At 33.0% G+C, this 23,830-nt stretch carries 20 protein-coding genes; 3 read left to right on the top strand and 17 right to left on the bottom strand.

Annotated elements, in window-relative coordinates; genetic code table 11:
• Window positions 1-13: 13 nt before the first annotated feature.
• The 9 genes from N5B56_RS06395 to N5B56_RS06355 form a co-directional block, all read right to left on the bottom strand.
• Entirely contained in the window at window positions 14-1,150 is a 1,137-nt protein-coding gene (locus tag N5B56_RS06395; protein ID WP_260978604.1) for a CpaE/TadZ family protein, read from the bottom strand.
• 1 nt (window position 1,151) lies between these two features.
• The gene (gene cpaB / locus N5B56_RS06390; protein WP_260978603.1) at window positions 1,152-1,829 is read right to left on the bottom strand and encodes a Flp pilus assembly protein CpaB; all 678 of its coding nucleotides are present in this window, start codon (window positions 1,827-1,829) and stop codon (window positions 1,152-1,154) included.
• A gap of 44 nt (window positions 1,830-1,873) precedes the next feature.
• Entirely contained in the window at window positions 1,874-2,266 is a 393-nt protein-coding gene (locus N5B56_RS06385) for a TadE family protein (protein ID WP_260978602.1), read from the bottom strand.
• Window positions 2,267-2,375: 109 nt separating this feature from the next.
• Window positions 2,376-2,549 (bottom strand): Flp family type IVb pilin, encoded by a 174-nt coding sequence (locus N5B56_RS06380; protein ID WP_260978601.1) that lies wholly within the window; start codon window positions 2,547-2,549, stop codon window positions 2,376-2,378.
• Between the two features lie 58 nt (window positions 2,550-2,607).
• On the bottom strand, window positions 2,608-3,261 hold the full coding sequence (locus N5B56_RS06375; RefSeq protein WP_022088726.1) for a prepilin peptidase: 654 nt from the start codon (window positions 3,259-3,261) through the stop codon (window positions 2,608-2,610).
• Between the two features lie 161 nt (window positions 3,262-3,422).
• Window positions 3,423-4,274, bottom strand: coding sequence for a helix-turn-helix domain-containing protein (locus N5B56_RS06370; protein ID WP_022088727.1), 852 nt, complete (start codon window positions 4,272-4,274; stop codon window positions 3,423-3,425).
• A gap of 300 nt (window positions 4,275-4,574) precedes the next feature.
• Window positions 4,575-5,906 (bottom strand): replicative DNA helicase, encoded by a 1,332-nt coding sequence (gene dnaB, locus N5B56_RS06365; protein ID WP_022088728.1) that lies wholly within the window; start codon window positions 5,904-5,906, stop codon window positions 4,575-4,577.
• A 13-nt stretch (window positions 5,907-5,919) separates the two neighbouring features.
• Window positions 5,920-6,366, bottom strand: coding sequence for a 50S ribosomal protein L9 (gene rplI / locus N5B56_RS06360; protein WP_022088729.1), 447 nt, complete (start codon window positions 6,364-6,366; stop codon window positions 5,920-5,922).
• A 118-nt stretch (window positions 6,367-6,484) separates the two neighbouring features.
• Window positions 6,485-8,542, bottom strand: a complete 2,058-nt coding sequence (locus N5B56_RS06355) for a DHH family phosphoesterase (protein WP_260978600.1) — start codon at window positions 8,540-8,542, stop codon at window positions 6,485-6,487.
• A 329-nt stretch (window positions 8,543-8,871) separates the two neighbouring features.
• Between N5B56_RS06355 and N5B56_RS06350 the strand changes: the two genes are divergently transcribed.
• Window positions 8,872-9,141, top strand: coding sequence for a hypothetical protein (locus N5B56_RS06350; RefSeq protein ID WP_022088731.1), 270 nt, complete (start codon window positions 8,872-8,874; stop codon window positions 9,139-9,141).
• A gap of 144 nt (window positions 9,142-9,285) precedes the next feature.
• Here N5B56_RS06350 and N5B56_RS06345 read toward each other — a convergent pair whose 3' ends face one another.
• The 7 genes from N5B56_RS06345 to N5B56_RS06315 all read right to left on the bottom strand — a co-directional run bounded on the left by N5B56_RS06345 (window position 9,286) and on the right by N5B56_RS06315 (window position 16,961).
• Complete coding sequence (locus tag N5B56_RS06345; RefSeq protein ID WP_117910551.1) at window positions 9,286-10,632, bottom strand: glucose-6-phosphate isomerase; 1,347 nt, start codon at window positions 10,630-10,632, stop codon at window positions 9,286-9,288.
• 408 nt (window positions 10,633-11,040) lie between these two features.
• Entirely contained in the window at window positions 11,041-11,793 is a 753-nt protein-coding gene (locus N5B56_RS06340; protein ID WP_022088733.1) for a hypothetical protein, read from the bottom strand.
• Between the two features lie 155 nt (window positions 11,794-11,948).
• Window positions 11,949-12,641: a 5'-methylthioadenosine/adenosylhomocysteine nucleosidase gene (locus N5B56_RS06335; RefSeq protein ID WP_022088734.1), complete on the bottom strand. Its 693-nt coding sequence runs from the start codon at window positions 12,639-12,641 to the stop codon at window positions 11,949-11,951.
• Between the two features lie 15 nt (window positions 12,642-12,656).
• Window positions 12,657-12,905: a TIGR03905 family TSCPD domain-containing protein gene (locus N5B56_RS06330; RefSeq protein WP_022088735.1), complete on the bottom strand. Its 249-nt coding sequence runs from the start codon at window positions 12,903-12,905 to the stop codon at window positions 12,657-12,659.
• A 24-nt stretch (window positions 12,906-12,929) separates the two neighbouring features.
• Complete coding sequence (locus N5B56_RS06325; RefSeq protein ID WP_022088736.1) at window positions 12,930-13,679, bottom strand: ABC transporter ATP-binding protein; 750 nt, start codon at window positions 13,677-13,679, stop codon at window positions 12,930-12,932.
• Window positions 13,680-13,687: 8 nt separating this feature from the next.
• Window positions 13,688-14,488 carry an ABC transporter permease gene (locus tag N5B56_RS06320; RefSeq protein WP_022088737.1) on the bottom strand — a complete coding sequence of 267 codons (801 nt, stop codon included), beginning with the start codon at window positions 14,486-14,488 and terminating at the stop codon, window positions 13,688-13,690.
• A 427-nt stretch (window positions 14,489-14,915) separates the two neighbouring features.
• Window positions 14,916-16,961, bottom strand: coding sequence for a leucine-rich repeat domain-containing protein (locus tag N5B56_RS06315; protein ID WP_022088738.1), 2,046 nt, complete (start codon window positions 16,959-16,961; stop codon window positions 14,916-14,918).
• 172 nt (window positions 16,962-17,133) lie between these two features.
• On the opposite strand from N5B56_RS06315, the gene N5B56_RS06310 reads away from it, so the two are divergent.
• Both N5B56_RS06310 and N5B56_RS06305 read left to right on the top strand, forming a co-directional pair.
• Complete coding sequence (locus N5B56_RS06310; protein ID WP_260978599.1) at window positions 17,134-19,593, top strand: glycosyltransferase; 2,460 nt, start codon at window positions 17,134-17,136, stop codon at window positions 19,591-19,593.
• 50 nt (window positions 19,594-19,643) lie between these two features.
• Window positions 19,644-21,329: a CDP-glycerol glycerophosphotransferase family protein gene (locus N5B56_RS06305; RefSeq protein ID WP_260978598.1), complete on the top strand. Its 1,686-nt coding sequence runs from the start codon at window positions 19,644-19,646 to the stop codon at window positions 21,327-21,329.
• 298 nt (window positions 21,330-21,627) lie between these two features.
• Here the strand turns inward: N5B56_RS06305 and N5B56_RS06300 are convergent, their stop codons facing one another.
• On the bottom strand, window positions 21,628-23,811 hold the full coding sequence (locus N5B56_RS06300) for a bifunctional glycosyltransferase/CDP-glycerol:glycerophosphate glycerophosphotransferase (protein ID WP_260978597.1): 2,184 nt from the start codon (window positions 23,809-23,811) through the stop codon (window positions 21,628-21,630).
• Window positions 23,812-23,830: the final 19 nt, after the last annotated feature.

Here is a 23,830-nt window from a genome sequence, read left to right as displayed (position 1 = left end):
AACCTCCGACCTTTTACTCTCCTTTATCAGCAATAACCCTTTGTATAAAGCTTGAGAATTCTTTTGCTGCCACCGTTCTGCTGGTTCTTAATACGAACGGTTCTCCTTTATTTACGCTGCTGTTAAACATTTTATCAGCTGATATTGAAGCATAAAACGGTATTTCCAGCATAGATTCAAAATCCTTCATTCGGATTAAACTGTTAACATTTTTATTCATTATTAATCTTGCTTTTTCTTTTATTCCCAACTGTTCCAATATGCTCACAGCTGATTTTGCTGCCTTAAGCGATAAAATATCCGGATTATTTACAATCATAATTTCATCACATTCCTGTAATGCTGCTATAGTTTCATCACTAAAGTTTGAACCCAAATCAACTAGTACATATTCATAATATGGTCTTACACTACGAATAACCTTTGTAATATGATCCGGCTTTATATATTCAGCATATTCAGGACTTTTTGGCGCTGCAAGTAAAACTACACCTGATGAATGCATTATACTAAAGGCATTAACTCTCTCTATTGATATACCTTCAGGGTCCTGTGCCAATTCAACAATTGTATCCTTAGGCTCCAAATCCAATAGAATATTCTGATCTCCAAATCTTAAATCCATGTCCAAAAGAATAACGTTACTTCCTCGCTTTGATAACGCAACTGCAAGATTTGTTGCCATTACAGATTTTCCTGTGCCACCTTTACATCCGAAAAATGCAATTACTTTTGATCTTACTCTCTTCTGAATATTTAACTGTGCCTGAATTACTTTTTCATATTCATTAACCTGTACTACTCTTGAATAAAATTCATTATCCTTCATATCTAAAGGCAACACCTGTCTAATTCCAAATCTTGCTGCATAATTTACTAAATCAACAGTCACGTCATCTGTAGCTATTACAGCCGCGCATCCCTTACTCTGGAATTTCATACTTTCAACAAATGAAAATACTTCAGGATCAATCGGAACTTTAACACCTACAATAACTACATCCGGAAACAGTCCGTCTATCTTTAATCTTGATTCGTCCTTAAAATCTGCATAACCAACAATCTGAATATCTTTATCTGCTAACTTTTTTTTCAAATTAACACGAATTGATGTATCTTCTGAAATAATAACAACCTTTACACTTTCCATATTATTCTCCATCCTCCGCAGTTCTCTTATTTAATATAAGTTTATATCCTGAGTATTCTCCTGAATTTTCTACTCCGTATAAAATATCCGCATCTTCATATGATAACTCTACTGTAATTGATGAATATGTAACTATCGCATTCGATGTATCTACATTTACGTCATTTGTTGATATTTTTAACACTTTAACATCACTTAAAACTGTATCGACAGTAGCCTTGCCGTCTCCTGTCTTCATTGCTAAAATATTTACCGTATCCCCAGGTAAAATGTATCCGTCTACACCTGTAACGCCTTCTGCAGACATACTGTACGCAACCATTCCATCCGGAAGATTGTATGACAACCCTGCATTTGCTTCCTGTTCAGTTCCAAAGCGCTTGATAGATACCTGCTCTCCTGCATAAATATATCCTGATGATGTATTACCTACAACCTCATCAAGGCTTCTTACGGCTCCATCTACAATTGCTGCATTATCTATCATTCTTGTGCTAAAATAAGTGTTAACATTACCAGCCGTAACCTGTGTTCCCGCCGGAACATCTGTTATCGCATACACCACCTCTGATTTATCCTTGTTAGGATCATTATTACTTATGACTGATTGTGCAAACATATATGTTGCGATTCCTGCAACCAATGCACTTATAAGTGCAATCAAATAAATTCTCTTCATGGTAATTGTACCCCTCTGTTTCTTATTTTTAGTATTTTATTAATCTACGATTCTGTTTTTATTGTTACCGTATATGAGAGCTCCTTTGTCTTTCCATATACGACTCCCAAAACCGGTGTTAATGTTGTCATCTCTGCTTTTACGTTTACCTGTAGATCTCCTTCAAGCGGGCTGGTTGGATTTGTTAGTTTAACGTCAACTTTAACCGGATCTAAATTATCCGGAAGTATCGCCTCTACCTTGTTGGTTACTATCTGTGTCAGCTGTGCATCCTGAGAATTTACACATCCGACTCTTGCACCTTCTCTGCAGGCATTTTCAACTGATAACTGATTGTAAAACAACCACCCGAAATCCAAAATTCCACACACAATTAAAAGTAATATAGGTAAAACCAAAGCAAATTCAACAGCTGATTGTCCATTCTCTTTTTTCATTGATGCTACCTCTTAAATAATTATCCCATATTTCAAAATAGAGGGGCAAACGCCCCTCTATTTTAATTTGCTTCATTATTGTACAATATCTATGTATTGATTAACAATATTAGTGTCCTGCATTATTCAATGCATCACCAGCTTTATTGAATAATCCACCAATCTTTGGTCCTAAAAGTGTTAAAGCACCAATTACAACGATTGCTACTAATCCGATGATAAGACCATATTCAACCATACCCTGTCCATCTTCATCCATTAAGAAATTCTTTACATCTCTCATAATATTTCCTCCTTCTTGCATACGACTCTCTTTTACTCCGTCGTGCTTAATTATAAATTTAATAAATTAACGGGAAAAATAATGAAACCAAAACCCCTCCCGATAAAAACGGTGCCATAGGAGCTGCTGTTTTTAAGTTGCCTCTTCTTGTGATTTTTAAGAACAAATAATAGATAAATATTGTAAAACCCATCACTGCCATTGCTTCAACATATCCTTGAAGGCCCAACATAAAACCAATTACGGCGCTATATTTCACATCGCCAGCCCCAATCCTCAATTTAAAGAACCCCGGAATAACAAATATTACATATGCAATTATCAATCCCATAAATGAATTAAAAAATGTATCCATAAACACATCTAACCCACCACTTGTAATTACTATGTTGCATATTTGTAAAAGTAACATTCCTAATAATAATGCATTAGGTATTCTTCTTATCAACATATCAATTCCTGCTACATTTATTGCCATCAATATGATAAGCATATATCGCACTGTCTGCCAGTAATCAAATTCTTTAAGGGCTATACCTACAAACAATACTGCCGGAACCACCATCCATGCTATTCTGTAACCTATGTTGTTTATTCGTTGTCCTTTATTTTCTGTATCATATATACTTCTTACTTGTATCTGGTATCTCGCCAGATAGTAAAAGCATAATCCAGAGAGCAAACCCACCGTCGCGTATATCGCGTATTCCATTGCTGTTTCCTCCTCTGTATTTACTTGCATCTACATAGAAAACCCTTATGTATTAAATGTTTAAAACGTTTTCTTTATGATAGTATTATTATAATACTTTTCGTCATTTAGTCAATATTTTTTAATAATTTAGTCACAATTTGTACATTATGTACATAATTTCATTTACTCAATGTGCTAAACGCCAATTTTTTAGACTTCTCCCTATTTTTTTCAGACTTTACTCGCACTTTTTCGGCTTTTTTTCGAGCCCTTTCAGCTTTTTTGTTCATAACTTTTTCATCTTTATTAATGCGGCTTTCCATTTTTCGCTCTTTTCTGGACTTTCTTTGTTTTTTTCTTATTACTTCATCTATTTTTCGATAACGTTCTTCTTCTCTTTCATCCTGCATTCTAATAATATAATCTACACCTTTCAATACTTTTTCGCTCACACAATCACTCACTTCTTTAGACATATTCTGTGTCGACTTATTTATCGCTCTGGTAACTATACTTTCGGTATTTTCCTCTAAGGCTCTCGAAACTATGTTTCCCATAATTTCCTGAAATTGCTGCATTTTACTTTCTGAGCTAACACTTTCAGTTAAAGATGTTTTATTTTCTAATCCTCTATATTTTTCTATGTCTCCACTATTATCTTTTGTTTTTGTATCCATAATTTCTTTATTATTTACACCATTATTACATCCTTCTTCATCTTCTTTATAAAATGTATTTTTTTCACTCTTTGGTTTGTCAAAAAGATTTCTAATGTTGACTGTATTAGGATTAGAACGATTAATGTCAATTTCTCCATTAATCATCATTTTTATAGTTCTTAGACCATATCCCTGTTCTTTTAAATCTCTTATTTTCCGAAGTAATTCAATATTTTCTTCCGTATAATATCGATGTCCCATTTCATTTCTGGGAATCTTTATCTCAAGTTCTTCTTCCCAATATCTTAACACATGAGATTCTACCTTTAGCATTTTAGATGCATCTGAAATAATATATCGTCGTGTTCCCATTTTCCCCTCCAAAAAAATAATGTTAACAATAATTTCCAAATTATTGTTAACATTAGTATAATTCTGACTATTACTCAATTCAACGAATTGGCAGTCCCATATTCAATTATTTTTTAAGCAAATGACGAATGCCGTCAAATGAGTGTAAACATCTCATCTTTTTCGTTCAAATTCGCATATGGCTTAGCATAATTATTCTCTCGCATTTATTTTGAACCTATATTTTTCACCAGTTGTTTGATTAACAATATAATAATTATTCTCTCACATTTGTTTTAAAATGCGGACAAACAAGCAAATCTACTCTCTTGCTTTTGTCTCGAATTTTGTATATTCAGGTAACCATAATAATTCTATAGCTCCTACAGGACCGTTTCTTTGCTTAGCAACATCCACAATAATAGTATTTCTGTCTTCTGTTTCGTCCTCTTTGTTGTATTTTCTTGATAAAAGCATTACAACGTCGGCATCCTGCTCGATAGAACCTGATTCTCGCAAATCGGCCATGATAGGTCGATGGTCAGGTCTCGATTCTACGCTTCGGTTAAGCTGTGAAAGTGCAACTACCGGAATATTCAACTCTCTGGCAATTCCCTTTAATGATCTTGAAATATCCGCAATTTCCTGTTCACGGCTTGGATAATTACCATTTCCTCTCATAAGCTGTAGGTAGTCAATAACCACAAGCTGTATATCTTTTTCTAATTTAAACTTTCTGCATTTGGAACGAAGGTCACCAATCGTAATACTTGGCGTATCGTCAATTACAATATTTGAATTTCCTATAATATCCGCTGTTTCTACAATTTTTTCCCATTCAGATTCATTAAGTTCTCCTGCTCTCATTTTCTGAGAACTTACCATTGAATGCTGTGATATAAGACGGTTAACCAACTGTTCCTTTGACATTTCCAAACTAAATATAGCGACTGCATTCGGCTTACGTATAGCTATATGCTCTGTTACGTTAAGTGCAAATGCTGTTTTACCAACTGAAGGTCTTGCCGCAATCAAAATAAAGTCTGATGGCTGCAATCCGGATAACTGATTATCAAGATATATATATCCGGTTGCTAAACCTGTAACAGTTCCCTTTGTAAGCGATGCCTGTTCTAATTTATCAAATACATTAGCAACTACTTTATTAATTGGGACAAAGTCGCCACTTGAACGTGATCTAAGCACTTCAAAAACTTCTTTTTCAGTACTCTCCATTATATCTTCAAGCTTATCCGTTCCTGCATAACATTTAGCTGAAATATTATCATTTACTTTTATTAATTTACGCAACATTGCTTTTTCATATACAATAGTCGCATACTGCTTTATATTTGCTGAAGTCGGTACCATTTCTAATATTTCCCTGATAAAATCAAGGCTGATTACTTCACTAGAAACATCCATCTCTTCCAATTTAGCCTTTATGGTAACCAAATCTCCATTTTTTCCTTCACGGTACAATTCTGTCATTGCCCCAAAGAGCAATCCATATTGTCTGTTAAAAAAATCATCTTTATTTATCAACTCCATAGCTATCGGAACAGCATCCGGATCCATAATCATCGAACCTATTACTGCCTGTTCTGCTTCATAGCTATGAGGTAGTATTTTTTTTACTATTGGATCTTCCATTAATAATTATCTCCTATAAAGCTTCAACCTTTATGTCTAAAGTTGCCATTACATCCTTGTGCAATTTAACTTTTACTGTATGGACTCCAAGATTTTTAATTCCCTCTTCCATAACAATCTTCTTTTTATCAATTTCTAAACCAAGCTGCTTCTTTGTTTCTGCTGCTATTTCCTTTGCAGAAATTGAGCCAAATACACGGTCTCCATTTCCGGCTTTAATCTTTATAACTACCTTTTTATCTTTTAATTCTTCTGCCAAAGCTTTTGCTGCATCCAATTTTTCCTGAGCAACCTTTGCTTCATTAGCTTTTTGAAGTTTTAAATCATTTTTATTTGCGCTATTTGCTTCTACGCCAAGTTTTTTCTTTAAAATAAAGTTTTTAGCATATCCATCGCTTACCTTTACTACTTCACCTTTTTTTCCTAATGCTTTAACATCTTCTAATAAAATAACTTCCATATTCATGTCTCCTTTCAAAGCAATAAACTTATTATATCTAAGCAATTAATTTCATTTTTTCAAATTCGATCCGGCAAACTATATTAATGTTAAGGTCAAATATCACTTGTGTAAATAACTATATTTCACCTTCATCAGTCATATCCTGAATAATCTCTTTTATCAAGTTCTTTGCCTGTTCACATGTACAATCTTCAATCTGTGCTCCGGCAAGATTCATATGACCTCCACCGCCTAATCTTTCTGCAATTAACTGAACGTTAACTTCATCTATTGACCTTGCGCTTAAATATACTTTTTCATTATAAAACGTACATACAAACGCTGCCTTTATGCCTTTAATATTAAGCAATTCATTCGCTGCCTGTGCTCCAACAACTGTCGGCATACTTGTTCCTTCAGACGGGCAAATGGCTATAGCGTATTTATCCATAAATATCTCTGTATTTTGAATGGCCTTAGCTTTTGCCTTATAATCTCCAATATCATCTCTAAACATTTTTCTAACTCTGACAATATCAGCTCCATTTTTTCGCAAATAAGCTGCTGCCTCAAATGTTCTTACACCTGTTCTGTTAGAAAAATTATTTGTATCCATCATAATTCCGCTATACAATGCATCTGCCTCATACGGTTTCATTTTAACTGAATCAACCATATACTGCATAATTTCAGTAACCATTTCACATGCTGATGATGAATATGGTTCAATGTATGATAAATGTGCATTTTCTATTGCATCTGCACTTTGTCTATGATGATCTATTACTACAAGTGTTTGTGCTCTTCTCACTAATTCAGGATATTCAGTATATCCTGCTCTATTACAGTCAACTACAATGAGCATATCATTTTTTTCTAAAATAGTTGTAGCCAATGTTCCTGCAATAAACATATCTTCTTCATAGCCATTATCTGTCGTAAACTTATCAATCAAAGGTTTTACTGAAGAACTCATAGTTCCCGTTACCACATAAGCTTTTTTACCCATTGTAGTTATGGCTCTATACAAACCAATTGCTGCGCCGTAAGAATCATTATCACCCAAATGATGTCCCATAATGAATACTTTATCTCTTGTTTCAATTAATTCTCTTAATGCATGAGCTTTTACTCTGGCTTTTACCCTGGTATTCTTTTCGACAGACTTGCTCTTACCGCCATAATAATATATCTTTGCGCCATCTTTTAATACTGCCTGGTCACCACCTCTGCCAAGTGCCATATCGATAGCTGCTGTGGCTGACGTGTAATTCTGAACATACGAATCTGAACCCATTCCGAATCCAATACTGATTGTAGCTGTTCGCTCATTACCTATCTTAACATTCTTTACATCATCAAGAAGTGAGAATTTTTTACTCTGCATAATTGCTATATTTTTAGCCTTAACAACTACAAAATATTTATCTTTTTCAAGTTTTCTTACCAGACCGTCCATTTCTGCAAAATATCGCTGTATCTGTCGATCAATCAATGCAACTAACAGTGTTCTTCTGGCATCTTCAATACTTTGAAGAACCTCTTCATAATTATCTATGTAGATAAGTCCCGGTATCATCTTATCATTTTTATTTTCCTTAGATAATTGCTGAATTCTTGTATCATCAAATAAATAAAGTGCAAACATATCCGCATCGTCATCATCTGAATCAAGTACTGCAATAGGCACTTCATCAACTGCATCTTTCATTTTAAACTTCTTTAGCACAGCTCTATATATTTTTTCATTATACTCAACTTTGAACTCTTTCTTTTCTTCTTTAAATTCAAATTTATCCTTTGTAAACTCTTTAAATATAGATTCAATTCCCCTCATATTTAAAAGTTTAGTTTCGCACGCCTTTTCCATTTCGCTATTATGCCACAGCATCTTTCCATTACAATCAAGTAACGCATAAGGAATTTCAAATTCATGCATCATCTGTCTTTGTATCTGACTATACTCTGCGCCAAAATCCACAAGATATCTTTTGATATTTGGATAAAATCTAAGCATCATAACAATCGCTATTACAATAAACACAATTGTTGCAAACGCCATAACCACTCCGGCTCTTTTGTCAATAAAAAATATTATAGCCGTTACTACTATCCAAAGCACACTAAGGTTAATAGGCCACCTTAAATACTTTGTAATTTTCCCATTTAATGCTACTTTTTTATCATTTAACATATAAGCACCTCTAATTTGCTTTATTCTTCATCTCTGCCTTATATTTGTATATCTTTAAAATATAAAAAGCTTACAACGTTTCTAACGCACTTTAATTATTTAGTATACCATATTGTAATTTTTATTTCCACTATACTACTTTATAAGCCATAACAGATTACTAATATACTCTTTACATGTTTTATTATTTCATATAAAATTACCCTTAATTAAATGATGTCAGGGTTAACCGCCACGACTATGATGCCTACAGATTGTTCAGTGCTACGCACTCTCACAATTATCCGGCATCTTTACATTAGTAAAATATGAAACAGGAGATAGTTTATATGTTTAGAATATGGGGAAGAACCTTCAAAAATAATAAAATGATAAAAAATACCACAATCGAAATAGATAACCCTGAGATGACGAGAACTCACAAAGTTTTCAAAGCACTTGAAGATATTTGCGAGGAATTTGATTTAAGCAATCCAATCTGGCTTGATAATAACATTGATGAATTCAAACGCATTTCACGAACCAGATTTTATCAGGACAGTTTTATTGAACATATTGATTTTGATTATTTAGATTTTTATATTATCGAAGAAGATTAATATGTTGGGGTCAAAATCATTCTTGACAAAAAAGCCTTATAGAAAACATATCCCCTCTTTACCGGACAACCGATACAGAGGGGATATTTATATACTATTTAAATTTACCGGATATAACACGAATCGCTCCGTGTTATCTTATAATTAAAGTCTTTTCTGTAATTCTGCTGTCATGTCTTCATAACCCGGTTTTCCAAGTAATGCAAACATATTCTTCTTGTAGCTTTCTACACCCGGCTGATTAAATGGATTTACTCCAAGAATATATCCACTTACACCACATGCAAATTCATACATGTAGAATAATTCTCCAAGATAGAATTCGTTCTGTTCAGGTACATTAACCATAAGGTTAGGAACATTACCATCTGTATGAGCAAGAATTGTTCCATTCATTGCACTCTTGTTAACAAAATCCATATCTTTTCCAGCTAAGTAATTTAATCCGTCAAGATCATCTGCTTCTTCCTGAATTACGATATCAGCATCTGTCTTTTCAATATTTACAACTGTTTCAAACATAAGTCTTGATCCGTCCTGAATGAACTGACCCATTGAATGTAAATCTGTTGTCAAATCAACTGCTGCAGGGAAAATACCTTTCTGGTCTTTTCCTTCGCTTTCACCATAAAGCTGTTTCCACCATTCACCAAAGTAATGTAAACTTGGTTCATAGTTAGCTGTAATTTCAATTGATTTTCCTTTTCTTAATAAAATATTTCTGATTGCTGCGTATTTTACTGCATCGTTATCTTCAAATGTATTGTTTAAAGCTTTTTCTCTTCCGCTTGCAGCACCTTCCATTAATTTATCTATATCAGCACCACTTACTGCGATTGGAAGCAAACCTACTGCTGTAAGAACTGAGAAACGTCCACCTACATCATCAGGTACTACGAAGCTTTCATATCCTTCTTCTGTTGCAAGATTCTTAAGAGCTCCCTTTGCCTTATCTGTTGTAGCGTAAATTCTCTTTGCTGCTTCTTCTTTGCCATATTTCTTTTCAAGTTTTTCCTTGAAAATTCTAAATGCGATAGCAGGTTCTGTTGTTGTACCAGACTTAGAAATAATGTTAACTGAGAAATCTCTGTCTCCAACAACATCTAATAATCCCTTTAAGTATGCAGGGCTAATGCTATTTCCTGCATAGTAAATTTCAGGTGTTTTTCTGATTTCTTTTGATACATTGTTATAGAAACCATGTCTTAAGAAGTCAATTGCTGCTCTTGCTCCTAAATATGAGCCACCAATACCAATAACAACTAAAACTTCTGAATCACTCTGAATCTTCTTAGCTGCTGCTTTAATTCTTGCAAATTCATCCTTGTCATAATCTACAGGTAAATCAATCCATCCTAAGAAATCATTTCCTGCTCCTGATTTGTTAACCAAAACTTCTTTTGCATCTTCTGCGATTTTCTTCATTGCTACTACTTCATCATCTGAGATGAATTTTGATGCCTTTGAGTAATCAAATGTTACCTTAGCCATATCTTTTTCCTCCGTCATTTCAAATCCTGCTATCCCGTACACCTTGCAAACTGTCATGGTATCTCTCCACTAAATCCACAGTGTCCGGTAAAGCGTTTATTTATCGACATAATATAATATTCATGCCGACCGGTAAAATTTCCTTCAAATTCTCTCTAACATATATACAATAAATATTTTGTCGTCATATGTCAATGTTTTTAGCATATTTATTGAAACAATTTTATTGGAGTCAACCCGAGAATATATCCCCGAAACTATTTTGCTTAATCTGCGAATATTTCCTTAAAACATATTTGTTTCAACCTGCGAATATTTCTATATAAATTATACAATTGAACCTGTAAACATTTCTACAAAACTTATATGATTAAATCTTAATTTATTTTTGCAAAACCATTTAAATCTTTACTGCAAATATTCTCCTAAAACTTCGTTGATTATTCTCTCCTGTTCTTTTGTAATATTTATTCTACCCTGTTTTTCATTTTCTATTTTTTTATTTGTATTATTTATTTCATTTACATTAACATTCTGTTCCGATTCCTGCTCATTTTTGCTGCTACCTATTTCTATGTTGTAATCATTTTCCCGCCTACTAATCTGCTCTCGCAAATTAACACTATTTTCAAAGAAATCCGTAATAACATATATCAGTTCTGTTTTTCTGTCATTTGTATGAATTGTATTTTCAACTACAAATAATGCAAGTGCAAAATAAAATCCTACAAGAATATACGACATCGCCGTTGTCTTTCCGTATCCCTGATTATACAGTATATATCCACATAATCCGCCTATTGCCACACACAAAAATCCACACCAGCTAATAATTTTATTTATGGAATCAAGATAAAATATGCCTATTTTACACTTATTTATGTACCTACTTACTAAAAGCATGGGATTAGCCACCGTGCCGTTTATGGTTTTAATACTTTCAAATTTCAATTTTATCTGGCGAAGAATATTACTTTTGGGGCTATCCATATTTTCTGCCTTTTTAATCATTTTACCAAAAATCCACATTACCAGACATTTACTTACAATTCCTACTAAAAAAATACTTCCTAATAAACATAGGAAGTACGCTTTATTTTCAATTATTGATGTGATTTTTTCCATATTAACATTAAAACATGACATACATTTGTCAAACATAAAAAACCTCCTCGTACGATATGTATTGACCAGCCTTTTGTTGGTGGCCGATAGTCGGAAACATTAATGCTTAAACTTTGTTTTTTGTTTCCTTTATACAATAAAATTTTATCATACAAGAGGTCTTTTAACACTATAAATCGTTCGTCAAATTTCTACAAATTCTTAATTAACTGTTTTAATATTTTAATTGAATTAGCCGCTGCTTTCTTTTCAAATGTAGGGTAATCCATTTCTGCACTTCCATCTGCCTTATCAGAAATCGCTCTGATTATAAGACATGGAATATTGTTAACATATGCTGCATGTGCTATAGAAGCACCTTCCATTTCTGCACAATCTCCGGCAAATGTATTTACCAAATCATCTTTCTTTTCCTTACCGGCAATAAACTGGTCGCCTGAAACAACTCTTCCTGTAAATACCTTAACAGAAAGATTTGCCTCTTCTATACTTTTGACTGCTACATCAATTAATCTGCTGTCACTATGAAATACAGAGTTGTCCATATCAGGAATAACTCCACGTTCATAACCTAACGCCGTCACATCCATATCATGCTCAATGGCATCCTTTGATATAACAATATCGCAAATATCAATATCACTATTTAATGAGCCTGCAACTCCTGTATTAATAACAGAATCTACTTTATATCTGTCAGCAAGAATCTGTGTGCATATAGCTGCATTTACCTTTCCAATACCACACTTTACAACAACTACATCTTTATCATGAATATGTCCTTCATAAAAATCCATTCCTGCAACTGATGTAATTTTCGCATCCGGCATTTCATTTTTTAATTCCTGGACTTCGCTGTCCATCGCTCCAATTATTCCTAACACGTTACACCTGTTCCTTTATTTATTTTCTTCTAAGTACAATTTTAATGCCTTTGCAAGCTGGTCCGGACATGAAGTTCCTCTTCCTGCACAATCAATTCCATCCATTCTTTTAATTGCTTCGTTCACATCCATTCCTTCGACTAATGCAGCAACTCCCTGTGTATTTCCACTGCATCCTCCAAGAAATCTTACATTAGTAACTTTATTATCAACAACATCAAAACTAATTTCTCTTGAACATGTTCCTTTTGTCTTATAATTCATAACTGCACTCCTATCCAAGGCTTTCTAATCGCCTATCTTCTTTTCATAAATTTCTACAACATCATCTATATCACCTTTGGCAATTAACTGACCATGTTCCAAAATGATTGCCTTGTTACACAATCTCTTAACCTGAGCCAAACTATGTGATACAAATAAAACTGTAACCCCATGATCAAACATTTTTTTCATTTTCTTTTCGCATTTTTTTCTAAATTTAGCATCACCAACTGATAATACCTCATCTAAAATAAGAATTTCCGGTTCTACAACTGTAGCAATTGAAAATCCAAGTCTTGCCTTCATACCTGAAGAATAGTTTTTAATTGGAACGTCTATAAATTCTCCTAACTCAGAAAATTCAAGAATTTCATCATATTTTGACATTAAAAATTCTTTTGAAAATCCAAGAACCGAGCCATATAAGAATATATTTTCCCTACCTGTATAGTTAGGATCAAATCCTGCACCAAGTTCAATCATAGGTGCCATATGTCCATATCTTTGCACTGAACCTTTTGTTGGCTTATAAACACCTGCAATTACTTTAAGAAGCGTACTTTTTCCTGCTCCATTAAGTCCAAGTATTCCGAGACGTTCGCCTTTTTTCAACTCAAACGAAACATCTTTTAACGCCCAGAATTCATTAAAACGAAGCTTTTCGCCTTTTAATTTCTTTATAAATAATTCTTTAAAATTATCAACTTTTTCTTTGCTTAAATTAAAACAAATACTAACATCATTAACTCTAAGAGCTACATCATTCTTTGCCATAACTCCTCCTAAATATGAAGAATAAACTTATCCTGATTTTTCTTAAATACATATATTCCAAATATCAGTAATACAACACTACAAGTTCCTGAGTATGCAAATAATTTTAAATTTGACACTCCGTAACTATAACTGTTAAACATAGAATGACCTTCTAACAATACAGCTCTGAAGTTACTGATAATTCCGTAAAGCGGATTTAATTTGATAAGAATTAATCCCTGTCCCATACTTGAGATTTTGTAGAAAATTGCTGAGCAGTACATAACAAGCATCAACACAACATCCCACAAATATTCCATATCTCTAAAGAATACACATACCGTTGACAATACCATTCCTGCACCAATTGACAAAATAAACAAAATTGTCAAAGGAATAACCGCTTCAATTACATGCCATGTAAGTGGAACACCTAAAACTACTGAAACTACTGCAAGAACTATTAATGACAGTAAGAATAAAATGTAGTTATAAATGCAACTTGAAAGCGGATACAAATACTTAGGTACATAAACTTTCTTTATCATTGCCTGATTTGCCCTGATAGACCTCATCGCAATCTTTGTTGAACTTGAGAAGCAACTATATATAAGTCGTCCACACAAAATGTAAACAGGATATAATCTGTCACCTTTACCAAGCAACTGTCCAAATACGATTGTAAGAACAATCATTGTAAGTAACGGTTCAAGCATTGTCCATATAAGTCCCAGATATGATCTTCTATACTTTAACTTAATTCCTTTTTTTACAAGTTCGATTAATAAATATCTGTATCTTGCAAAATTTTTCACGTACTTATTCATATAACCTCCAAAACTGAAGCACTTATTTTTATAGTTTATCCATATAAGATTAAATTCCCGACAATAAACTAATCTTATTATATATTATAATTTTTTTATGTCAAATTAACGGGAAATATAATGATATAAATAGCTTTGGCTTATATAATTAATAATAGTTGCCACTTTTGTTACACACATAAAAATGCACCACTTTCGTAACAAAATTTGTTTAGAAAGTAGTGCATTAAAATCAGCATATTGTGAATATGTATATCTGGGAAATTTTCCAGTTTTACCAGCCAAAGCTTTTTATCTGAGATAATTTTTTTGAATTCAGCGCGAGCGTTATTTAGTTAATATTACAAACCCTCACAATTAAGAATTAATCTGTGGGAATTTTTGTTATTCTACATTTTTCAATGCATCTGTCATAGATATTTTTTAATTAGTTAAGTGCAAGCAATTTCCATGTCTTAATTACTTTTACTTTATCAATCTGAATTTCTGACGTATTGTCCTGATTTGAACAATATTTACCTGCTGCAGATTCGAATACCATATATGTCTTCTTTCCGCTTACACAAATTCCTTCCATCATTGATGGAAGCACAACTGTTTTTACAGGTGTATCAAGTGCGGATGCTGTCACAATATTTACCGGTTCATAAACCATTAAATATGAATCTGCTATTCTTCCGTATGACTGGGACAATGTAAACTTTCTTTCTGTAGCAGAAATCTTATTTACAACCAATCCCTGTGTATTTGCAGGAACATAAAGGTTATATTGATTTGTAAATGTTAATCGTTTTGTCTTTTTATTTCGCTTAACTCTATATCCATACATAAGGCACGAATTACTGTTTGCACTTCTTCCTGCCCAGAAATGAGTTCCGTCAAATGCTGCAAAGTCTGCGCATCCTCTAAGAGTTACTCTATAGCTAAATTTTATTGTCTTTCCATTTTTAGCTTTCAAAAGTTTTTTATATGTAATTATACCTACTTTATCTACTGCACCCGGAAGGTTATTTATACCTACTACTAAATTTTTCTTTACATTTGTTACTGAACCTACGTGATCTTTTATTGTCAATTTAAGTTTCTTTACGAAATTACCCCGTTTATTATATATCAAAAGTATTGATTTTGCTGTCAAATTCTTGTGATACATTGAAACTACAATGTATTTTCCAATAACACAGGTTCCCTGTGGTACATAATTTTTAAGAGATAATAATATGTATTTATCCTTTACTGACTGAATTCCACTATTTACAAGCATATCGTATACTCTTAAATCCTCAGCCATTCTTTCTTTTTCAGAATCTGTATATTCCCAAGGTATATTGTTAACTCTTGCATATTTTTTTCCTGCTGAATTTGAATATACCTTAAGAGTTAAATTTGTTGCTCCTGCAAAAGCATTTGCACCTATTGTCTTAACTGTTTTATATAATGTAAGCTTTTTTAGTGATGTACAATTCTTAAATGCACTTTCTCCAATTTTCTTAATTGTTTGAACCATCTTTATTGTTGATAATTGAGTACATCCGCTAAATGCCTGATATCCTATTGAAGTAAGTGTTTCCGGTAATATAACTTTTTTTACTGAATTTGCATTAAGTAAAACTCTGTTTGGAACTTTTGTCATTCCATTAGCAAATGTAACTGTTGTAACATTTGCCCCTTTGCCGATTATTTCATATGTACTTGTTACCGTGCTTGGAATTGTAAGACTTGTAAGCCCTGTCATTTTGTAAAATGCATGATAATTTATTTTCTGCAAGCCCTCAGGCAAAGTTAATTCTTTTACTTTTTTAATTCCATAAAAAGCTCTCTTATAAATATACTTTATTGTTGTCGGTAATTTAATTTCCGTAACGGCACTGCATCCTCTGTATGCTTCAATTCCAATAATCTGCAATCCTTCAGGTAATTCAATTGTCTTTAATGCTGTACATTCTTTAAAAGCATTTTCTCCAATTTCCTGAAGTAATGAGCCCTGTTCAAATGTTACCTTTTCAATATATTTATACTGATAAAATACATTTGCATTAATCTTTGTAACACTTGCAGGAATTACAATTTCTTTATTTGTTGTATCTGTTGCTGCCTTTTTGTACCCTGTAAGGACTCCGTTTTCAATTACGAAATCAGGGTTACTTGTAGGAGCTTCTGTTGTTGGCACTTCTGTTGTCGGTGCCTGTGTTGTTGTTTCAGTTGTTGATGACTCTTCTGTTGTAGATGTTTCATCAGTTCCTGTTTCCTTAGTACTACTTTCATCCGTGCTCGTTTCTTCAGCCGGCTTTGTTGTCTCTGTGTTTTCTTTTGTTGTTTCCTGTTCACTATCAGCTATGCTTACTTCTGCTGCCATGACTTTATCCTGTTTATAGTTTCCATGACCTGCAAAAGCACCTGATGGTAATGCGATAGTGGCTATCATAACTGCAACAAGCAACTTGCTTATGCTTTTTAATGTTTTCTCTTTCATAACTACCTCCTCTAAACTCTACGTTACATTATAATGGTTCTTTCTTTTTCGTCAAAGGATTTATGCCATCTGCCAGACAATTGCCACATTTAAAATTAACTCTTTCTTATTTGAAAAATACAGTTGTGTATACTATAATCTTCCTATATGTATATAGCATTAGGAGGTTTATATGCTAAGTAAAATTAAGACAAAATTAGGCAATTTCAAAGAAACTGCAAGACGTAGCAAATACGCGCATTATTATAAAGATTACGATATCGAAGACAATATTATTTTATACGACTCATATTTTAGCCGTGGAATGCTTTGCAATCCTTATGCAATTTTCAGAGAATTACTTTCAAATTCTGAATTTGACAAATACACTCATGTATGGGTTGTTGATGACCGTGTAGGAAACGAACCTGTTATGGAACAGTTTGCTGACCACGATAATATTTATGTCATAAGAAGGCATAGTAATGACCATTTGAAATATTTAGCGACTGCACATTATATTATTTCAAATGTATCTCTGCCTTTTTATTATTGCAAAAAGCCCGGACAAATTTTTGTCAACACATGGCACGGCACTCCTATAAAAAGCTTAGGATACGATATTCCGGGTTCAGCAGCCACTATTTCAAATGTTCTTAGAAATATGCTTTCTGCTGACTATATGATTTCTGCGAATCCATTTTTAACAGAAGTTTATTTAGATAAATACAAATTACGCGGGCTTTACAACGGAAGTATTATCGAGGAAGGTTATCCAAGAAATGACCGTCTTTTAAATTGTCCTAAAGAAGAAATAAAGTCAATTCTTCTTAAATATGGAATAGAACTTGAAAAAGATAAGCAGGTTATTTTATATGCACCTACATGGAAAGGTGCCGATTATAATAAGCCTGAAGTAAATCCTGATGACTATTATAATTTTAAAAGAGAATTGGAAGAATATATAGATACGGACAAATATCAGATTCTTCTTAAGCCGCACCAGGTTGTATATAAAGAGTTGGTAAAATCAGGTATGTTTAGCAATTCCTTAATTCCTGCTTTTATTGACACAAACGAACTTTTGTCTATTACTGATATTTTAATATCAGATTATTCAAGTATATTTTTTGATTTTTTAGCAAGCGACAAACCAGTGTTATTTTACATTCCTGACTTAGAAGAATATAAAAATTATCGTGGTTTATACATGGAACCTGACAAGCTTCCCGGACCTGCATTAACATCTGTTAAGGAAATTGGAAATTCTATTAACAATTTGGGTGAAGTTATTAATAAATATAAAGATAGTTATTCACAAGCCAAGAATTTTGCATGTCCATACGATGATGGCAATGTTTCTTCAAGAATTGTTGACATTGTTTTTAGAGGAAATACTTCTGATTCAAATGGTAATCCATACCGCATTATTAAATGTGAAAATACAAAGAAGAAATTATTATTCTTTGGCGGCGGACTTCGCATGAACGGAATTTCCACTGCTCTTAGAACAATGCTTGATTTCATCGATTATGATAAATATGACGTAACAGTTTATGCCGGCAATTTAAAATTTGCTGACAGTAAGGATATGATTTGTACATTTAATGATAAAGCCAGAATTTTTGCCAGAGTATCATATACTCCCGCCACATTTGGCGAGCAGATTCGAAATGACTTTTTAAGAGTTTTTGGATTTAATTTTCCTTTAATGAAGAAAATTTACCCAAAAGCAATGTATGACAGAGAATTTATCCGTTGTTTTGGCACAAGTGATTTCGACGCAGTAATTGATTACTCAGGATATGGTTCATTTTATTCAATTCTGCTTTTAAGTGCAAAAAATGCTAAGAAGCTTATTTGGCAACACAATGATTTATTAACAGATAAGAATAAAATCGTTAATCACAAAAAACCTCACAGCAGAGAACTTAGGGTTGTTTTTTCAACTTATCAGTTTTATGACAAAATTGTAGGCTGTTCAGAGGCAACGATGAAAGTTAATTTAGAAAAAATCGGATATAGTGAGTTAAAGGATAAATGTTGCTTTGTAAGAAATGCTGCTAATTTTGAACGTGTAATAAACGGTTCTAAAGAATCCTATACGGCTGAATCTGCAAATGAAGCAGGTTTTCCTGATTTATTAAATAAAGACCTAATTTCATTTGTAAACATGGGCCGTCTTTCACCTGAGAAAAATCAGGCTGCATTAATAAAGGCATTTGCAAAAGCTTATGATGCAAATAAGAATTTAAGATTGTATATTATTGGCGATGGTGCCCTTATGGGTGAACTTAAAGGTCTCGTTCATAGTTTAAATCTGGATGGCAAAGTTATTTTAACAGGAAATTTGGATAATCCATTTATGCTTATGAAGGATTGCAGTTGTTTCATTCTTCCATCCCTTCATGAAGGTCAACCTGTTTCCTTGTTGGAAGCGCGTTTGTTAAAACTTCCAATAATTATGTCAAATTTCAGTTCCGCAGCTTCTTCATTATTTGACAACGGACAACTTGTAATTGGCAATTCTGTTGATGATATTTACAACGGATTAATTGCATTTATAAATAATGAAGTTCCTACTTGCGAATTTGAATACGCCGATTATAATAATATTACAATCAAACAATTTGAAGATATTATTAATGAATAATTAATCTCTATCAAAAACATTATTTATAATTTTAAGAAAGGAATCGCCATATGAAATATACTGCTAATGCTCCGCAAGGTTTTAAGTATAAATTAAAACGTACAGTAAAAAAAATTGTTCAGCCTTTTCGTATATCCGAAAAAGATAAGGGCAAGTTACTTTATAACAAATTTCTTTCTATGCCGGTTAATGACAAATTTATTTTTTATGAAGCATTTGCCGGGCTAGGAATTTTGGACAACCCGAGAGCTATTTTTAAATATTTGTTAAATCAGGAGGATTTTAAATCATACACTCATATATGGTCTGTTGAAAATCCGGAACTTGCCGCAGATAATATTTCTGAATTTTCATCTTTAGATAACGTTATTATTGTAAAGCGTGAATCTGAGGATTATTACAAATATTTGGCAACAAGCAAGTATTTAATAAATAACTCAACTTTTGGATATTATTTTGAAAAGCGAAACAGCCAGGTTTATATTAATACATGGCATGGTGTTCCTACAAAATATATGGGATACGAGCATACTGCCGAAAGAGTTGAAAATTCCCGTGGTCCTGCACGTAACTTTCTTTTAGCTGATTATTTGGTGTCTGCCAATCAGTTTATGACTGAGGTTATGTATAAGCGTGCTTACAAACTTGATGGATTGTTTCAGGGAAAAATTCTTGAATTAGGTCATCCGAGAAGTGATGCCATTGTTAATGCTAACACTTTAGATGTCCACAGAAAACTTAACACTGCAGGCATTCACACTGATAAAAAGATTATTTTATATGCCCCTACATGGAAAGGCACTTTATATAATAATTTAGATTATAACGTAGAGGATTTTAAAAAGACCGTTGCCAAATTATCCGAAAATATTGACACTGAGCACTATCGTATTTATCTTCGTGTTCACTATTTCCTTTATAAGATTTTGGCAACTGACCCTGAATTAAGACCTATGTTAATTCCATTTACAATTGATACTAATGAATTATTATCTGTTGTTGATGTTTTAATATCTGATTATTCAAGTATATTCTTTGACTTTCTGGCAACTAAGAAACCTATTCTTTTCTACGTTCCGGATTTAGAAGAATATCAGTCAGGTCGTGGTTTATATGTTCCTGTCAGCAGACTTCCGGGATATGTGTCCTCCAATATAAATGACATTTCCATTACTCTTGGAAATATCTGTACATCGGAACTTGTTAATCCGATTCGAGAAAAGTATTTGGAACGTTACTCTAAACTTCATGAGGACATGTCGCAATGGTGTATTTATAACGATGATGGCAATTCCTGCAAACGTTTAGTGGATGTAGTGTTTAGAAGAGAACCTGTTTCTGAGCTTGAAGGTGACGGCGTATATTCTGTTATCAATGGCTTAGAGGCTCATAAAGAAAAGATTTTAATATGCGTAAATACTAATTATAACGATATGACATTTTATGAAAATCTTCGTAAGAAATTGGAATCATACGAATATAGAACAACTGATGTTACAATACTTACTACTTCATTTACTGACACTAAATATAAAGTATATTTTAACAACAATATTCCGAAAGAAGTCCGTGTACTTGTATGGTATGCACTTCCTTATGTGACAAAATATAACCAGAAATTTTTCAAACGTGAAATCAAGCGTTCTTTAGGAAATGTGCGTTTTGACGAAGTCTTAATGGAAGGCACATTAACTGAATATTGGGCTGAATTTGGAAATGCAATAAAGAAATTGTAGGATATTTTTAATTCAATAAAAAATACGGATGATATTTAACTTATTTATATCATCCGTATTTTAGTTTACATAATTAATTATATTGTCATAATCCTCTTGAGAAAATTAGCCATTCAGTTCGATTCCGCTTCGCTTCATCTCACTGTGGCTAAGCGCCCTTCCTTTTTACTAGTTAGCCATTCAGTTCGATTCCGCTTCGCTTCATCTCACTGTGGCTAAGCGCCACATAACCAAAAAACCAAAAGCACCCTTTTATGCAAGCATAAGGGTGCTTTTGGTTTTTTGGTTGAATGGCTAACTAGTTTCCAAATACAGCTTTTACGACTCTTTCGGCTGCATGTCCATCGTCTATGCAACAGAATCTGTCATAAAATTCTGCATATTTGTCTTTGTATTCTTCTGTTACTTTGTCTATGTTTTTAATTGCTTCCACAACTTCATCGTTTGTCTGAAGTATTGGTCCCGGAAGTTCTTTTTCTACGTCAAGATAGAATCCTCTGAGTACATCTCTGTATTTTTCCAAATCATACATGTAATAAAGAATTGGTCTCTTTAAGTTCGCATAATCAAAGAATACAGATGAATAGTCTGTCATACAAATATCTGAAATCATGTATAACTCAGTTATGTCATCATAATCACTTCCGTTATATACAAATCCCGGATATTTAGATAAGTCGAGTTGGTCTACAATCCAATAATGCATTCTAAGAAGCACTACATATTCGTCTGAAAATTCTTTCTTTAATCTGTCCAAATCGAGGGCAAGTTCAAATTTATATTCACCTGCATCATAGTAATTATCATCACGCCATGTTGGTGCATATAAAAGTACCTTCTTGTCTAAAGGAATTCCAAGTTTTTCCTTGATATCCTTTGAGCGTTCCTCTAAATCCTCTGCGTAAAGAGGGTCATTTGCAGGATAACCTGCTTCAAGGATTTTTTCTTTATCAAATCTAAAGCAGCTTTGGAATTTTTCTGTTGAAAATGGATTGTCTGACAATAAATAATCCCATCCTCTTGACTGCTTATATACAATGTTTTTGTAATGTGGATTAGCCGCATGTACGTCGTCCATATCAAATACAAGTCTCTTCAAAGGTGTTCCATGCCATGTTTCAAGCATTATCTGACCTTCTTTTCTAGGAAGCCATGTTGGCTGTCTCATATTGTTAACCCAGTATTTAGAACGTGTCATATAGTAAAAATATCTTAATCCAAATCTTTTTACTGTTGTATGTTTTCCATCAATCTTAATTCCTTTTTTATCTACAATCCAAATATATTTATATTTGTCACCGTAAACTTTCTGCATATACTGATATACATACTTAGGCTGTCCTGAATAATTTCTTCCTACAAAACTTTCAAATGTTACCCAGTTTTCCTTCATGCTCATTTTATAGAAAATATGAAGGTTTACAGCTCTTAAGAACTGTCTCTTATTTGTAAGCATTTTTCCAAGTTTTTTCTTAATCAAAATAATATTTGTCCAGCGCTTCATTGCTTTTAAATTATTTTTTCTAACCTTGCTTATCAATACCTTATGTAAAAATGGCATTGTAACAAGTGATTTTTTATCTGTCTTTGCAATAGCTGTCTGGAATGGCACAAGTCTTTCATTATCCCACTTAGGATCTTTATCCCAATGGAATCTTGGAGCATAAAATCTGACAAAATATTTGCAGATTATCTCTTCCATATGTGCTTTTATCTTTTCATTATCTTTTGCATATTCAATAGCGAGATTATAACTTGCTATGTAATGCTGCTCTCTATTTTCATCTACAATCTGATTAATTGAAGGATTATCCTCTTTATCATTATGATAACGCTTTACATAAATTGCATTTTCATCACATTTGTAATTTTTTACACAACACATAACCTTTGTAAAGAAAGGTGCGTCAGCATAATACAACTGATTTTCGTCAAATCTTATATCGTTATCATCTAAGAAACTTTTTCTGTAAAGCATTCCAAGTACTGTTACTGTTTTTAATCTGTTGTACATGTTATATCTGTATTGGAAAATATCATTGTAAGTATATATCTGTTTCTTATCTTCGCTGTCGTTATCTTCATTTTCACCTTTTTGCTCTTCGTTGAAAGCTTTTTTCTGGAACCATGTATACATAATATCTCCATATGCAACATCATCCTCAGGTGTCATTAATTTTACTAATTTTCCAATTGTATCGCCGTCAAGATAATCATCTCCATCAAGGAAATAAACAAATTCCCCTGTTGCCTTTTCAAGTCCTAAATTTCTAGCTGCGGAAACACCATGTTTTCCTTCTAATCTGAATAATTTAATCTTTGCGCTTTCTTTGTATTTTTCGATTACTTCAGACGGATCATCTTCATTTCCATCTACAACAAGGATTGTCTCATAATCCTGAAATTCCTGCTCTGAAATACTTTCAAGACAATCTTCCAAATATGCCAATCCTTTTTTGTGTGTAACAATAATGCTTACCATTACTTTGCTCCTTTGAACC

The sequence above is a fragment of the Eubacterium album genome, assembly GCF_025336545.1.
GTDB lineage: Bacteria > Bacillota > Clostridia > Lachnospirales > Lachnospiraceae > Eubacterium_U > Eubacterium_U album.
This window is presented reverse-complemented; position numbering and strand designations above follow the sequence as displayed.